At 33.0% G+C, this 14,754-nt stretch carries 15 protein-coding genes; all 15 read left to right on the top strand.

Features of this window, described 5'->3' with window-relative positions:
- The first annotated feature begins 138 nt into the window (after positions 1–138).
- Positions 139–1,422, top strand: a complete 1,284-nt coding sequence (locus tag IGK27_RS11315; protein WP_002402321.1) for an XRE family transcriptional regulator — start codon at positions 139–141, stop codon at positions 1,420–1,422.
- A gap of 77 nt (positions 1,423–1,499) precedes the next feature.
- Positions 1,500–2,111, top strand: coding sequence for a hypothetical protein (locus IGK27_RS11310; protein WP_002402322.1), 612 nt, complete (start codon positions 1,500–1,502; stop codon positions 2,109–2,111).
- 35 nt (positions 2,112–2,146) lie between these two features.
- Entirely contained in the window at positions 2,147–2,836 is a 690-nt protein-coding gene (locus IGK27_RS11305; RefSeq protein ID WP_002402323.1) for a hypothetical protein, read from the top strand.
- A 121-nt stretch (positions 2,837–2,957) separates the two neighbouring features.
- Positions 2,958–4,955: an isopeptide-forming domain-containing fimbrial protein gene (locus IGK27_RS11300; RefSeq protein WP_025188076.1), complete on the top strand. Its 1,998-nt coding sequence runs from the start codon at positions 2,958–2,960 to the stop codon at positions 4,953–4,955.
- Positions 4,956–4,958: 3 nt separating this feature from the next.
- Complete coding sequence (locus IGK27_RS11295; protein ID WP_010815610.1) at positions 4,959–5,687, top strand: class A sortase; 729 nt, start codon at positions 4,959–4,961, stop codon at positions 5,685–5,687.
- Positions 5,688–5,700: 13 nt separating this feature from the next.
- Positions 5,701–6,252: a hypothetical protein gene (locus IGK27_RS11290; protein ID WP_002402327.1), complete on the top strand. Its 552-nt coding sequence runs from the start codon at positions 5,701–5,703 to the stop codon at positions 6,250–6,252.
- On the top strand, positions 6,249–6,716 hold the full coding sequence (locus IGK27_RS11285) for a hypothetical protein (protein WP_002365204.1): 468 nt from the start codon (positions 6,249–6,251) through the stop codon (positions 6,714–6,716). Before IGK27_RS11290 ends, IGK27_RS11285 begins: the two co-directional genes overlap by 4 nt.
- Positions 6,697–7,683 carry a conjugal transfer protein gene (locus IGK27_RS11280; RefSeq protein ID WP_002402328.1) on the top strand — a complete coding sequence of 329 codons (987 nt, stop codon included), beginning with the start codon at positions 6,697–6,699 and terminating at the stop codon, positions 7,681–7,683. The genes IGK27_RS11285 and IGK27_RS11280 overlap by 20 nt, the downstream gene beginning before the upstream one ends.
- Positions 7,683–7,907, top strand: coding sequence for a hypothetical protein (locus tag IGK27_RS11275; RefSeq protein WP_002365201.1), 225 nt, complete (start codon positions 7,683–7,685; stop codon positions 7,905–7,907). Before IGK27_RS11280 ends, IGK27_RS11275 begins: the two co-directional genes overlap by 1 nt.
- Positions 7,908–7,915: 8 nt before the next feature.
- Complete coding sequence (locus tag IGK27_RS11270) at positions 7,916–8,305, top strand: conjugal transfer protein (RefSeq protein WP_002394253.1); 390 nt, start codon at positions 7,916–7,918, stop codon at positions 8,303–8,305.
- Between the two features lie 21 nt (positions 8,306–8,326).
- The gene (locus IGK27_RS11265) at positions 8,327–10,831 is read left to right on the top strand and encodes an ATP-binding protein (protein WP_430596415.1); all 2,505 of its coding nucleotides are present in this window, start codon (positions 8,327–8,329) and stop codon (positions 10,829–10,831) included.
- Between the two features lie 15 nt (positions 10,832–10,846).
- Complete coding sequence (locus IGK27_RS11260) at positions 10,847–12,892, top strand: ATP synthase F0, A subunit (RefSeq protein ID WP_002402331.1); 2,046 nt, start codon at positions 10,847–10,849, stop codon at positions 12,890–12,892.
- Positions 12,893–12,934: 42 nt separating this feature from the next.
- A complete protein-coding gene (locus tag IGK27_RS11255; RefSeq protein WP_002402332.1) occupies positions 12,935–13,963 on the top strand; it encodes a phage tail tip lysozyme in 1,029 nt (342 codons plus the stop codon).
- Between the two features lie 12 nt (positions 13,964–13,975).
- Entirely contained in the window at positions 13,976–14,200 is a 225-nt protein-coding gene (locus tag IGK27_RS11250) for a hypothetical protein (RefSeq protein ID WP_002365195.1), read from the top strand.
- Positions 14,197–14,733: an EF0163 family protein gene (locus IGK27_RS11245; RefSeq protein ID WP_002402333.1), complete on the top strand. Its 537-nt coding sequence runs from the start codon at positions 14,197–14,199 to the stop codon at positions 14,731–14,733. The genes IGK27_RS11250 and IGK27_RS11245 overlap by 4 nt, the downstream gene beginning before the upstream one ends.
- The last annotated feature ends 21 nt before the right edge of the window (positions 14,734–14,754 follow it).

The raw sequence follows: 14,754 nt of genomic DNA, 5'->3' as shown, positions 1-14,754 counted from the left end.
TTATAACATGGGGGTAGAAATTAACATATCATATAAAAAAGTTGCTTAAACACTATGTCTCGCAAGGGATTGAACGATTTTGTTTTTGGAAACTTTTTAGTAGATATTTGGAAACTTTTTTGGAAGTAGGGTTAAATAGTGAGGGGCGTTGATTTAAAGAGATATAGAAAAGAATTAAAATTGAAACAAATAGAAATGTGTGAATTGTTGTCTATCACTAAAGGTTTTTATTCTAATTTAGAATCTGGAAAACGACCGATTACACAAGAGATGGAGAAAAAAATAGTGGAAGTATTGCATATTGATGGTGGTCATGCTTCGGTAGAAGCAAAAATTGACTTTTTGAGAATACGATTTAAGACATTAGATGTTCGGACAGTTATTGAAAAGTTGTTGCACATGGATATGAACTGGTTTACTCATGAATCGAGAGGGTTTTATCATTATACCGAAACGTTTTCTTATAGTGCAATTCGGATTTTTCGGAATCCTGAAAACGTCAATATGGGAATTATGTTGGACTTGTCTGGTGAAGGTTGTCGGCAACTAGAAGAAATTTTTGAAGAGGATAACAATAGATCGTGGACAGAGTTTTTTCGCTCCCTCTATGATGATGATATTTTCGGTCAAGGTATTTTAGTAGATACAAAAATTACACGAATTGATATTGCTCTTGATGAATTGATTGTGAAAGGACAAGAAAATTTTGATTTATATGTTTTGAAAGAAAAAATGGAACTAGGGCTTGTGGATACCACTTTTAAGAATTTTGATTTTAGTGGGGGCTTTGCTTATGAAAATAAAAAAATGGTAAATAAAGGTTTGTCTCTTTATTTTGGCAGTCGTCAATCGCCATTGTATTTTAATTTTTACCAAAAAGATTATGAATTAGCACGAAAAGAAAGTATAAGTGTTGAGGAAGCAAGAGAAAAGCATGAAATTAAAAATAGATATGAAATCCGCCTTTCTGATGAAAAGGCGTTTTTATTTGTGGAATATTTTCTATCAAGTGGTGAATCGTTGGATTGGCTAGTGAAAGAAATTATTAATCAATCTTTGACAGTTTTTGACATTGAAGATGGTACGAAAGTTTATTGCAAAGCTTGGTATGATGTTGTTGATAAATTGGAAGGTTTAAAATTGTCTGTTCAAGGTGAAAAACCGTCTATTGAGAAAACACTTCGATGGTTATCAAATTATTTAGCTCCTTCATTAAAGATGATTAAAGAAATTGATAATCTGTTAGGAACAAATGAATTGATGGAGCGTATTGATTTAGCAGAATTAAAAGATAAACATGAAGAAATAATTGAAATGGTGTGTGTTGATGCTAAAGATTTATTGTTTACTACTAATCAAAATAATAGTGTTCGTTCGTACATGCAACAAGAATTTGATTTAGAGGAAGCATATCCATTTTAAAGATTAAGGGGGATATGGATACACTTGATTCGTTATTTTAAATAGATATGAGTTTAGTTGAAAGGAATGTATGAATTATGAGTAGAGAATTTATTGAACGCAATACTAAAGTAGCAATTGCTATTACTGAAAAAATGAAAAAAGGTAAAAATGATTTACAAAAAACAAAAGAAAAAATTGTTCAATTAGATGAACAAGGGGAATTGACTATTCCTTTTTTAAAGATTACTTTTGAAAAGCTTTCAGAATCAAATGAAGAGCTTTTAAAAGAAATTTCAAGATATGAATATACTTATGTGGTTCATGAAGCAGAAATGACGGTTAAAGAGAAAGCAATTTGGGAAGAATTTTTCAGTTTAAAAAAATTGTATGATAAAGAGCTTTCAGAATTTGTCAGTTTTAAAGAGAAGTATAAATATTTTGAGCCTAAAAATAGTGAAGAATTAAAACAACAAGCTCGAGTGTTGTTAGAAAAGAAAGGGTATATTGTTGATAGTCCTTTTGAAGGTGATTTTGAACGTTGGATTGGTGTTTATGCTAGGCCTAAAGATAAACCAACATATTTAGATCCAACTGATGGAGAAGAAGTTGGTTTGCAAGAATTGTATAGTGTCAATGGGTTTAAACAGGACTTTGCAGAATGGTTTGAAGGAGAAATTGTGGAAGGTAAATTAATTAAAATGGTGTAAGTTAGTAGTAAGGTCTGGTTTAGAAAGGAGTTAAAATGGATAGTATTTTAAGAAAAATTGGTTTCTATAGAGATTTAAAATCTTTTGATTCTTTTAAAAAAGATGTATTAAAAATATGTATTTTTAATATACTACGTGTAGTTTTATCAATGGTAGTGCTTGTAAAATGTATAAGTGTTTTTTTGTCACTATTTAAAAGAGATTCGCGGTTCGTTGAAGTAGCAATAAAAATGCCTTCAATGTTCTTAACGATTTTGTTAGGTATCGTATTTTTGATTCTATTTAACTTACCCGCTCCAACAGAGCGTGTTAAAAAGAAATATAAAGAATGTGCACCAAAAAAAATGGTAGAGGTTAAGAAAGAGTATTTAAGTGATACGCCAGAAATTTTGAAAGATAAGTATGGAAGATTTAATAAGATAAGATATAAATCTAAGGAAGAGTTGACTTCCATTATGGGTATCTCTGTTAGAAATGATAAAGGAGTAGTTGTTAAACAAGAAAGAATTTTGACAGATGTAATAAATTTAAATTTTTTTTCTGGCGAAATTGTTTTTCAAGTGGAACATGTTGAACACTCCTTTTTAATAGTAGAAGAGGAACAGTTTGTTGATGAACGTTTTGATAAATTTTTCTCTGACGAAAATAGAAGAGAATTATCTAGGAAGTATACCTTTTATGTAAATGATGGTGCGCAAGATATTAATGAGTATGTTGTGGGCTAAGAGAAAGGAAGAGTGATAATCTGAAAGTTGAACGTGCGCCATAGTGTTATTTAACTTAAAGAAGTTTGTGATTAAGCGATAGAGAAAACTCTATGGCTATTTTTTATACCAAAAAATAATGATGAAAAGAGGAAATATTTTGAAGAAAACAACGATTATTCAAGGATTAGCAACGACAATTATTTTAGCAGGTATGGCAATGCCAATGATGGTTCAAGCGCAAGAAGGCGGACAAGTTCCACAAACAGTTAGAGCCGACTTTTTTCAACGTGCAAATGCAAGCTCTAACTCAATCATTAATGCGCCGAACGCTTCTGTGGTAACACCAGATGATGAAGCTGGTTCAAAGTATAGTTTTATTGCAAAGTTTATTAAAGGTGTCACTACGGTTGAAACAGGTGGTGATGGGTGGACGAATGATGTTTACGTTAATATGCCTCCGCAAAAATGGGATGGGAAAATCGGTCTTGATGTAACGAAAACGAAGAAAGGACAATCGTGGATTCGTTACAACAATGTAGGTACAGCTGATGATGGGACACCAATTGATTTAAAAATTACCATTCAAGATTGGGAACAATATAAAAATGCACAAAATATGGTGTCAAATAATATTGTTGCTTTTAACAATGTATCCGCAATTGCAACCTACCAAGGTGGTTTCTCATGGGTGAAACAAACATGGACGTATCTAGAACATGGCACAGACAAAGAAAAGCCAGTTTCAGGCTACTATTCATGGATTGATATTGATAATTTACAAGGAATGACGATTGACAAAGATTCGTACAAAGCAATCGATAAATTGTACGTACCAACGAAAGATACAATTGTTAAATATAAAGAAGAAAAAGACGGTGGAAAAACTTTTTATGATTCTGACGATATTCCATTAGATGATGGTGACAACCGTGGTGATTTTACGTTCTTGTATTCTAATCGTTCTCGATTTGATTTCACGTACAGTGAAGATTTCGCGACACGTGAAAAGAATTTAGGGTATCCTTTACCGCAAAAAAATAATAACCAGTATAGTTATTTTGGCTATAGTGCCAAAAAACCAGTTCGGACAGCGCCAATGATTCCTACTAAAACGGTGACAGATAGTGATGAAACAAATGTTGATAAAAATACGTTAGAAGGATTAGGCGAAGTATATAGCTATACGATCACACATAAAGTTCCTGATGAAATGAAAGAATTTTATTATAGCAACTATGAAATGCAAGACGAACTGATTCCTGAATTGGAACGTGTGTCTGATGTGAAAGTCACGGACGAAGTAGGAAAGGACGTTACCAATAAATTTGAAGCGAAGCATGAAGGCAATTTAGTACGTATGGTTGCAAAGGCTGACGTATTAAAAACAGCGGATTTCTATAATCACGAATACAAATTCAATTTCCAAACAAAAATTCGTGAAGGTGCCAGCTTAGATAAGTACCTTATTGATGGCAAGTTACAAATTCCAAATAAAGCAAAAATTATCCAAAACAACAAAGAAGTCCCAACTGATGAAACAACAACCACTGTCACACCAAAAGACCCGTCTATCGCGAAGAAAATCCTTGAAGGCGATAAAGAAGTGGATTTGACCAGTGCCAAAGTGGGCGATGAAGTGACATTCAAATTAGATGTGCAAGTACCAAACACCAAAGATATGACTTCTTTAGTCATTCAAGATGATTTAGAAGATGTTTTAGAAGCGAATAAAGAAGTGAAAGTCACTCTTTCAGATGGGAGAGATATTACGGATCAAGGAAAAATTAGTGTTGATGAAAAAACACAAAAAGTTTCTTGGGCTGCCAATGAACCAAACAAATTAAAAGAAAAACAATTGTTTGTGTACATTAAAGGGAAATTGAAAGACGCAGATTTTTCTCAATATGTCGATGATAAAGGGAATATTATGATTCCAAACGTGGCACAATTGGTGATTAATGATGAACCGACAGATTCTAACAAAGTGAATGTTACAACTCCACAAGAAAAACCAAAAGTATTGCCAAATACTAATATGGATTTTGGAACAAGTGCAGGTGTAGCTACAGTGATTGCAATTTCATTAATTGGTGTGGTCGTAGCAGTGAAACGACAAAAAGATAGCAAAGAGGGCTAATTAATGAAAAAATGGATTGAAAAAAACAAATATTTTGTTGGAGCAATTGGAGTTATTTTCATTGCTCTTTTTTCATTCCTTCTTTTTGAAAACCAACAAAAAGAAGAAGTGAAAGAAGCTATAAATACAGTGGTATCAAGTGGCTTAGAGGAAGCGGAGAAGCCAAAAAAACATGTAGAGACAAAATCTAGTGAAACTGTTCAAAGTAATCAAGTAGATGTTATTACTGGTACGGAAGCACAAGAAGAAACACCTATTCCAACAGTGATTTCTTTAACCGAAGGCGAACGTCCGTCTGTTAAAACGATTCAAAATGCCCAAGAAAATTTTAATGAAGTGTCGGATTCTGTTTTAGGGTCTATTGAAATTGATTCTATTCAATTAAAATTACCTATTTTAATGGGTGATAGTTTTGACAATATGCTTTATGGAGCGTGTACTGTTTTATCAAAACAAACGATGGGAAAAGGAAATTATGCTTTAGCTTCTCACAATGCTGGGTATGAAGGATTACTTTTTACCTCGTTAAATAAAGTTTCTGTAGGAGATTTGGTCAAACTTAATGATCGTGAAGGACATTCGTTCATATATAAGGTAAAAGAGCAAAAGCATGTTGATATGACTGATACAACTATGTTGAATCTAACAAGAAAGCCAACATTAACTTTAATAACTTGTGACCAAGCCACAAAAACAACAGGAAGAATTATTGTGATTGCGGAATTAGTTTAGAGGAGGGAAAAAGTTGGTTGAAAAAATAAGGGAATTGTCAAAAGAAGAATTTGTCAATCAGTACATGTTTGATTTTAAGTCATTAATTTTCAAATCCAATAATCCTGAAAAAATAACAGCTAAACAAGAAAAACTCTTGGAATGTGAAAAGAAAATCGCTGTATTATTTTATGAAACATATAGACGAATGAAGGGGTATCCGCCTGATGAAAAAGAACTGGGGAGGATTGTTCAAAGAAATTTTCTTGACCGTTTAAAGTTATTTCGAGTGGAATATGATGTGATTAGTGAAGAAAAATTTTGTGGTCTACACGTAAAAATGGTCAAACAGCAAATGCCATTAGAAAAGTATCGAGCAGATGATTTATCTTATATTTTAGGACGAGAAAAGAAGATAGCTATTAATTATTTTATCGCACATGATGATTTTCCTATGGGTTATGAAGAACTAATGATAAGTCGTTCTAAACAAGCAGTTACCCAAGGCTTGGAAGAGTTAAGGGGGGGATTTATGGAAAGATACCATAAATATTACAGAAAAATGGAAAGGAGTTGTATTTTATGAATCAACATATTATGCCAATTTTTAGAGAGCATAGTAAATTTTACCAAAGGTATTCAAATGTACCAGTTCCTGAAATGCTTCGCTTGCATGGATTCATAGTTGATGAAATGCCAATTGATGAAGCAGATATTGTTTATATGGAAGAATATAAAAATTCTTTACTTAAAATGGGGATTATTATTGATGAAGTACCTTTTAAGAAGGAATTTGTTGCGCAATACGTTTTTCATGGCGGTATAACTAGTTTGATGGCAGAAGGTCAATATTTGAGAAAGCCTAACGGGGATAAAATGTACAATTCGTATTATTTTTATTTGTATAAAGAAGGCTTTCAAACACATAAGGGGCATGTTAGAGAGAGAGTTTATGTTGAAAAGGCGATTAAATCTACTTTTTTAAAAACGTTTGAAAGTTGTTTGGGCTTATTAAGAGTAGGAGGGGAATATGAATTTAAAGAAAATTAAAAAGAAAGAGAAGAAAGAAAAAACACCAAAGGTTAAAACTTTTTCTCAAAAGAAAGCGAATCGGGTTGTGTTAATTGGCGCTAGTGTTTTACTGGTGATGTCAGGAGTTGGTGCGCTTCGAGCCAATGTGATGGCAAGTAATGTAGATAATTTGTATTCAAAAGTGGATACATTAAGTGAACAATCAAAAAAGAATAAAGTTGATAGAGAGGAGCTTGATTATTCAGCCCTCTCTTTTTATGTCGAAAATTTTGCGAAAGAGTATTTGAATTATAACTCGAAAGCTAGTGATGAAGCGAAAAAGGCTCGTATTGATCGATTATCTAAATATTTATCACTGGATGTAAAAGATGTTGATGAAACAGAAAATCTACAAGGGAATGTCTTACGTACGTTTAAAAATACGTCTTTATCACGTATAGAGAAAATGGAAGATTGTTATTTGGTTTATCTAAATGTGAGTTATGAATGGGAGAAAGATAAAAAGACTGAAAATGTGACACAGAATATGGTTTTACCAATTCGAGTAAAAGACAATTTGTTTTCAATTGTAGGACGTCCTTATTTTGTAGCAAGTAGTTTACCACAAGGGAAAACAGTACCTCTAAAACAGACAGAAAATTCAGTAGATGTTGATGGGAAAGAAAAACAATCTGTAGAGAAATTTTTAAAGATGTTTTTTACAAAATATTCAGTTGGGAACAAACAAGAATTAATGTTGTTAATGAAAAATCCAACAACGACAGCTGGTCAAGACTCGTTTGTTTCAATAGATTCTGGTGATATGAAATTTTTTGATACAAAGCAGAAAGACGTAACAGGGGTTCAAGTATCGGTTACTTTTTCAGATAAAACAACAAAATTAACGCATACAGAGGATTTTTCGCTTTGGTTATCTAAAACGGAGAATTCTTATTTTATTAATACGATGAAACATTACTTTACAGAGAAAGAAGGAAATGACTAATGAATACAGGAAATTTGAGTAATTTTTTAAGTACAAGTTTTATTACAATTATGGCGGCTGGTGTAATTATTTTGATTCTAAAACACTGGAAAGGTGCTGAATGGGCAAAAATTGGTTCCGTAATTGTCATTGCCTTAATCTTACAGGATTTTGCGACGAATCAAGGAAAAAATATTTTTGCAGTTGTTAAATGGTTCCTAAGTTTAGTTGGAATTAAGATGTAGGTGAGTATATGAAATATTACGATTATTCGAGGGGCTTAAAAGCCCCTTATTCAATGCAAGTTATTAAGTCACCTAAGGGTCAAGTGGTGTGGGTATTTGCACAACCTGTTAGCCTATCCTATCTCCTAATTCTATTCTTAGGGATTGTGTTAACTGGTTTGTTTTGGAAAGAAGTACCATTACCACAAATTTTAGGAATTAACTTAAATTTGTTAATCATGGTATTGGTTCCGAATAAAGTTGCTCGTTGGTATTCCGAAAAGGAATTCGAAGGAAAAACAGGCTTTGGTTTTTTAAAAGATGGTTTTGTCTATGTGAAAAATTATGTGTTAGATAGTAGGCCAATTGTAGCTTTTGAACGAGTAAAAGAAATAGAAGAGTTTTCGTTTAAACGATAAAAAATAAAAAGGAGTGTGAATATGCAACTAGAATATCCATTAACGAATCATATGAAAGGAAATATTGTTTTAACACAAGAAAAAACAGCGATAGCTTACTATCGTGTTCGCTCTGAAACCGTAATGTTGACTGATGTTGAAAAGAAATTAAAAACGAAAAGGAAAGTTGCTCGTGCGTTAAATCGTTTAAAAGCAAATGATGGATTTGAAATTAACCTTTTGCCAGTTAATGCCGACATTCGAGGGAAAATGGGTGCTATGCGTTCTTTAATTGATTCTAGTAATTATGAAGTAGGCGTAGATAAATTGATGAAAACGGCAATGGTTTTAGAACAAGAAATGGGCATGGTTTACGAATATACATGGGTAATTGGTGTACCTTTAATCAAAAAAGACTTGGCTGTTGATTTAAAAGAAACCGTTACTAACTCAATTAGTAACGTATCGGAAAAGTTTGTCAAAGGCTTAGGTTTTGATGTAGAACTAGCAGAAGATTGGGAAAAAGATTATCGAGAGCAAGAATTAGAAGTTTACCAAAATCTATCTGAATTGTTAATTGAACGATTAACAGAAGATGAATTGTATTATTACCAAGCGTATCAATTTTTAAAAAATATTCCTCATGAGCGACAAGATGTTCTTTCTAGTCAAAATTTAGATAATTTAATGGCAACAAAAATTAAACCGTTATTTGGCGGGGGATTGCATTTGAATTGTGATTATGGCGAAAGCTATATATCCTATCTTCCAATGGGAGATGTAGGTGTTTTTCTTGATGGTAATCATTTTTTAGAGGTCGTTCAAAAAATGCCTTTCCCAGTCGAAGTGAAGATTCAAGCGACTTTTGCAGAAAGTAAAGGGCAATTAGCACTGTCTGGGCGTTCGTCACGTGCAAGAACCCGCACTAAGAATATCATGCAGGAAGCACACTTAGCTGGTTCTAAACAAAAACGAAAGATTGTTGAAGGTCAATTATCACTTGACGATTTAGACCAAAAAATTGATGATGGTGTGGATATTATTGACTGGAAAGCAGTGATTGTTGTTAGTGGTAGCACGAAAAAACAAATGCGTGCAAGAAAAAAATATTTAATCAATCGTTTTGATAGTTTAGATATTCCACTTATTAAAGCAACGTTTGATAATCCTTATTTATTTCAATCAACCTTATTTGGTAATTTTTTGCGAATGCAGACTTCTCGTTGGCAACACACGTCAACGATTGAATCGTTTGCCGAGTTGAATTTCTTTACTTCACTTCATGCAGGTACGAAGTTAGGCTTTTACCTTGGACGAGTGGATACAACTTTGGAAGAAAAAGCAGATAGAAAATCTATTATTTCTAGTTCAAAAAATCTAATTTTTATGAACATGCTATTAGCAAATAAAGAAGGGGTTGATGGAAAGAAAACAAACAACCCACATTGGGCGCTTACAGGTGATACTGGGAATGGAAAATCAGTGACGGCTAAAACCTTATTTATGCAAATGGCACTTTTAAAAGACAGAGTGTTATACATTGATCCAAAAAAAGAAATGCGAAAGCAATTTATGTACACAATTAATGACCCTGAATATCAAAAGAAATATCCTTTAGATGTTGATTTTGTGAAGTCCTTTAATTTCATCACTTTAGATGTTCGTGATACGAAAAACCATGGCGTGCTTGACCCGATTGTTTTATTTGATGAAACAGAAGCGATTGCAACAACTAAAGCAATGTTAACCAATATATACGAAGGAACATGGAATTTAAAGCAAAAAACAGAAATTAATGAAGCGATTGCGAAAGTTGTTTCGGAACGGAAAGAAGGCAAAAAGGTTGGGTTTTGGCATGTAATTGAGCGATTAGTGGAAAGTGAAATTTCTGACGTGAAAGATATGGGTAGATTTATTTTGTCGACTGTTAAAGGTTCAGTTTTAGAATTAGCTTTTTCTCATGGTGATGTTGAGGGTCTATCATTCGATAAGAAAGTAACAATTTTAGAAATTGAGGACTTAGACTTACCAACTGATAAAAATGAAAATTTAGATGAAAATAAACGTCTTTCTGTTACATTGATGTTTGCTTTAGGAACATTTTGTTCGAAGTTTGGTTCAAGAAATCCAAAAGAAGAAACAGTGACGTTCTTTGATGAATCTTGGATTTTTCAATCTTCGCCAGAAGGTAAAGCGATTTTAAAATCAATGAAACGTATTGGACGTTCGTTTAATAATTTCTTAGTATTGATTACACAATCAACAAATGATTTGGATGATAGTGAAGATGGTACTGGTTTTGGTACAGTGATTTGTTTTGATGAAGTTCAAAATCGAGAAGGTGTTTTGAAATATCTCAATTTACCAGTGAACGAAATTAACATGAAATGGGTCTCAAATATGGTTCAAGGTCAGTGTTTAATGAAAGATATGTTTGGTCAGATTAATCGAATTGTTGTTCATGTTGTTTTTGAAGAATGGTTGGAACTGTTCAAAACCGTTGATGATACAGAAGCTTCTAAAATGGAGAACCGCTTTGTTGCATAGGAAGGAAGTGAGAAGATGCAGTATCTAATTGACAGTTATAGTGCGTATACGGTTGATGGTGGTTTGTTGGATAAAGGATGGCAAGTAGTGAATTGGTTCTTTGTAGATATACCATTCTTTATCTTACGAATGTTTGTTTCTTTTTTCCTTTTTTGTGAGAACGTCTTAAACCAATCTAGTTTCTTTGAAGGAAAACAAGAAACAGTATTGAATATGTCAAAAAATGTTCTAAGTGGCATTGGTGGCAAGGGATTTAGAGGTGGTTCTTTACTAGCATTAGCGATTCTTATTAGTGCATATTATCTGCTTTATCATTTCTTTTCCAGTCGTAGAAGCTTTTCAAAAGTATTCCTTCATTATTTAGCAGTTGTTGTTTTGTTTGGTTTTTGGTTTGGCTCTGTATCAACGTCAACAGGCACAACAAGTGGCTCAATGTTCTTGATTCAATCAACTAACGCAATTGCTAAAGGAGTACAAAGTACATTTACTTCAAGTGCTAATTTAGGAACAGAAGGATCTAAAGATGGAGAAGTATATCAAAGTCCAATTTTTGATGCCACAGTAAAACAAACATTTAATTTTGTGAATAGTGGTTCGCTAGATGGAAAAATGGAGAATGGTAAGAAATTAGATGAAGATAAACTACTAGAAAAGCCTAAATTGTCTAAAAAAGAAAAAGCAAAGTTTGAGGATGAAAGAAGTACCTATATAAAAAATAATGAGAAAGATAATCCATACTTCTCACAGGACGGAGCAAAAACAATGGAAAAAGCTTTTGGCGTTGGTGTGGGTTTAGTCAATTTAGCAGTCTTAGCAGTGCCTGTCACGTATATTAATATTATGCTAAATGTAATTCAAATCATTGTTGATTTACTCATTCTTGTTTTTCCGATTATTGCGTTGGTGTCTTTCTTCCCTCGGTGTCAAATGATGATGTTTAAATTTTTTAAATCATTAATTGGCATTTTATTTTTACCTGTAGTTTTCGGTATCTTTTTGTCTGTGTTATTTTGGATTAATAAGTTAATTGACCAAGCGTTTTTAGGATTGATGGATAAAGTAAGTAGTAGTTTATTAATGGTGATGTCTGGTGGTGTTTTTCTTTTAGGAACATTAATTGTTACTGCATTGGTGAAAATTATTTTGTATCGGAAAATTTGGAAAAGCAGATATAAAATATTATCATTCTTTTCTGATGGTCAAGTTCAACAACCTTCTTTTGAATCAAAAATGAGTGAAAAAACAAAAGAAACGTTTGAGCGTACAGGTGAAATTGGTGTTGGAGCAGTAAAAGCAGGAATAGGTGCTTCCACTGGAAATTTAGCGTTGGCTGCTGATGGTGCTAGTCATTTAATGCCAAAGCATGACAAGGCATTGAACTTAGCTCAAGACCATTTTATTGACGATAATGGGCAATTTGCGGGTGTTAAAACAGGATTGAATTCATTGTTGAATCGTTCTACTCAAGAAGAACAACAACCATTAAAAGATGATTTATTGACCGAAAAAGAAATTGTGGAAGTAGAAGAGCCAACTAATGTTGATAACGAGGAATTAGAAGAAATAGAAGATAGAGCTTTAACTGATGAAGTGGATAATTTTGAAGATTTAACAGATGATGAAGCGGATAATTCTTTAGAAGAAATTGATGTTCCAGTCTTAGATGAAACTGTATCTGATTCTGATACTTCTTTAGCTGATGAAAGTAATATTGAGTTAGAGCCAATTATTGAAAATGAACTTGATAGTTTAGATTCAAGTGTAGAATCAAGTGAAAATGATAGAGAGGTATTAAATCAAGAACTTGATAAGCAAGAAATAGCAGACAATTTGAATGTTAGGGTCGATAATTTCGATGAGCTGGCATTTGCTCGTGAAGAACGTGCATTTTTTGATGGTGGAGAGGATAGCGAATTTATCACAAACAACAATGATTCATTAAATAACGTTTATTCATTTTACCAAACAGAAGAAAACTTCAATAATTTAGAACAAACAGAGGAACAATTTTTTGGAAGTGTGGACACGGAAGAATATAATGTTGAGGTTGTAGAGGGCTGATGAAATGTTTATCAGTCTTCTTTTTTATTGAAAGGAGAGATCATGAAGAAATTAGGCAAGGTTTTAATTGTTAGTTGTTTTATTTTTATTCTTCCTTTTTTATTATTTTTAGGTGTATTTTCTTCTAGTGAAAGCGGAGATTCTTCCCAGTTTCAGCCTGCTACACCACAGGAAAAAGTAGCATTAGAAGTTTCTAACTACGTGACGTCACACGGTGGAACGTTGCAGTTTGCTTCCGCTTGGATTGGCAATATGGAACATGAAAGTGGATTAAATCCTGCTAGAATTCAAAGTGATTTGGCTTTTAATCCTTCTATTGCTTATAACGCTAGTTTAGGCGGTTATGGAATTGGATTAGGACAATGGGATTCAGGACGAAGAGTTAATTTATTAAATTTTGCAAAAAGTCAAAAAAAGGAATGGGAATCAGTAGCTTTACAAATGGATTTTGCGTGGAATAAGGATGGTTCTGATAGTGATTTACTTAAAAGAATGTCTAAATCAAAAGATGTAAATACACTTGCGGTTGATATTTTGAAGCTGTGGGAGCGAGCTGGAACAAAAGATGATCCCGCAGAACAAGTAAAAAGAAAGGCTAGTGCTAATAATTGGTATAAACGACTTTCTACAGGTTCCATGGGCGGAGGTTCAGCCAATGTTGGTGGAGGAAAAATTGATGCCTTGGAAAAAGTGATGGGGCAAACTATTAATGGTGGTCAATGTTATGGCTTATCTGCTTTTTTTGTTGAAAAACAAGGAGGTCTACAAATGATGGGTACGGGGCATATGTTTGCGAGTGAAATTGGTAATGATTATCCTTGGAGTTCAATTGGTTGGACAGTCATAAAGAATCCAAATTATTCAGATATTAAAGCAGGAGATGTCATTAATTTTGGTCAAGGGGGTGTGGCTACTAGTATTTATGGGCATACTGGTATAGTGGCAAGTGTTGAAGGTAAAAACAAGTTTACTACTTATGAGCAAAACGCTGAACAAGGTCAAATTGTTGCTAAGTATTCTCGGACTTGGGGATTAGATTTTCCACATGTGACCAGCATAGTAAGGAAATAGGAGGAATTATGAATGACTTTGAGTAAGAAAAGTGGTTTAACTAATCGTCAGATAAAAGAAATCTGTTCGAAATTTAACTGTAGAAAAAATGAATTTGCAGTTCAAAAGTACCAAGATAGTTTTTTATTAGCTGTGAATAATAAAGAGTATCGTGTTAAATTTTCTGAGGGGATTTTTTCAAAGATTATGTATATTAAAGAAGTGCAACGCATTTCAAAGAAAGTAGGTAGAAAATGAAAAAGTTAAGTTTAGTAGTTTTAGTATTAGGTGTTGGATTAATATTTTCTGCTTGTGGAGGAAATACCAAAGGTCATGAAACGGTGGCTTCGTCAACAACTGAATTGGTGACTATGAAACCAGTTGATAATATAAATACTACGAAAAGAAGTGAAGTAACTGAAAAAAGTAGTACCAAGTCTATACAGAGTAAGGATAAATCAACGGAAGAAAAGGTATCTAACACTTACCAGTTGGTAGAGGACTTTGGAAATGCTTATGCTAATTTTTCTAGTATCAATGATCGTAACGAAAAATTGAAGAAATTAATGACTGCTGAATGTATAACGAAAAATGGTATTGATGTGAAAACTGGTGCAAAATTGGAAAGTAAAGGTGAAGTAAGTTCAATATATCAAAATGATAAAAAGGAATACGCAGTCTTGCTTGATTGTGAACAAAACGGAACAAAAACAAGGGTACTTTTACTGGCAAAAGTGAAAGGGAATAAGATAGCAGAAATTACTTATAACTCAGTGAAACAAGAGTATTAATTTTGATATACAATTTTTTGC

The organism is Enterococcus sp. DIV0236, from assembly GCF_050558525.1.
Classification (GTDB): domain Bacteria; phylum Bacillota; class Bacilli; order Lactobacillales; family Enterococcaceae; genus Enterococcus; species Enterococcus faecalis.
The sequence above is the reverse complement of the archived record's forward strand: the minus strand, read 5'-3'. Positions and strand labels throughout refer to the sequence as shown.

Excerpts from the sequence above, each read along its gene's own strand:
- IGK27_RS11310 (WP_002402322.1), top strand. The coding sequence starts at position 1,500 with ATGAGTAGAGAATTTATTGAACGCAATACTAAAGTAGCAATTGCTATT.
- IGK27_RS11305 (WP_002402323.1), top strand. The coding sequence starts at position 2,147 with ATGGATAGTATTTTAAGAAAAATTGGTTTCTATAGAGATTTAAAATCT.
- IGK27_RS11300 (WP_025188076.1), top strand. The coding sequence starts at position 2,958 with ATGAAAAGAGGAAATATTTTGAAGAAAACAACGATTATTCAAGGATTA.
- IGK27_RS11295 (WP_010815610.1), top strand. The coding sequence starts at position 4,959 with ATGAAAAAATGGATTGAAAAAAACAAATATTTTGTTGGAGCAATTGGA.
- IGK27_RS11285 (WP_002365204.1), top strand. The coding sequence starts at position 6,249 with ATGAATCAACATATTATGCCAATTTTTAGAGAGCATAGTAAATTTTAC.
- IGK27_RS11280 (WP_002402328.1), top strand. The coding sequence starts at position 6,697 with ATGAATTTAAAGAAAATTAAAAAGAAAGAGAAGAAAGAAAAAACACCA.
- IGK27_RS11275 (WP_002365201.1), top strand. The coding sequence starts at position 7,683 with ATGAATACAGGAAATTTGAGTAATTTTTTAAGTACAAGTTTTATTACA.
- IGK27_RS11270 (WP_002394253.1), top strand. The coding sequence starts at position 7,916 with ATGAAATATTACGATTATTCGAGGGGCTTAAAAGCCCCTTATTCAATG.
- IGK27_RS11265 (WP_430596415.1), top strand. The coding sequence starts at position 8,327 with ATGCAACTAGAATATCCATTAACGAATCATATGAAAGGAAATATTGTT.
- IGK27_RS11260 (WP_002402331.1), top strand. The coding sequence starts at position 10,847 with ATGCAGTATCTAATTGACAGTTATAGTGCGTATACGGTTGATGGTGGT.
- IGK27_RS11255 (WP_002402332.1), top strand. The coding sequence starts at position 12,935 with ATGAAGAAATTAGGCAAGGTTTTAATTGTTAGTTGTTTTATTTTTATT.
- IGK27_RS11250 (WP_002365195.1), top strand. The coding sequence starts at position 13,976 with ATGACTTTGAGTAAGAAAAGTGGTTTAACTAATCGTCAGATAAAAGAA.
- IGK27_RS11245 (WP_002402333.1), top strand. The coding sequence starts at position 14,197 with ATGAAAAAGTTAAGTTTAGTAGTTTTAGTATTAGGTGTTGGATTAATA.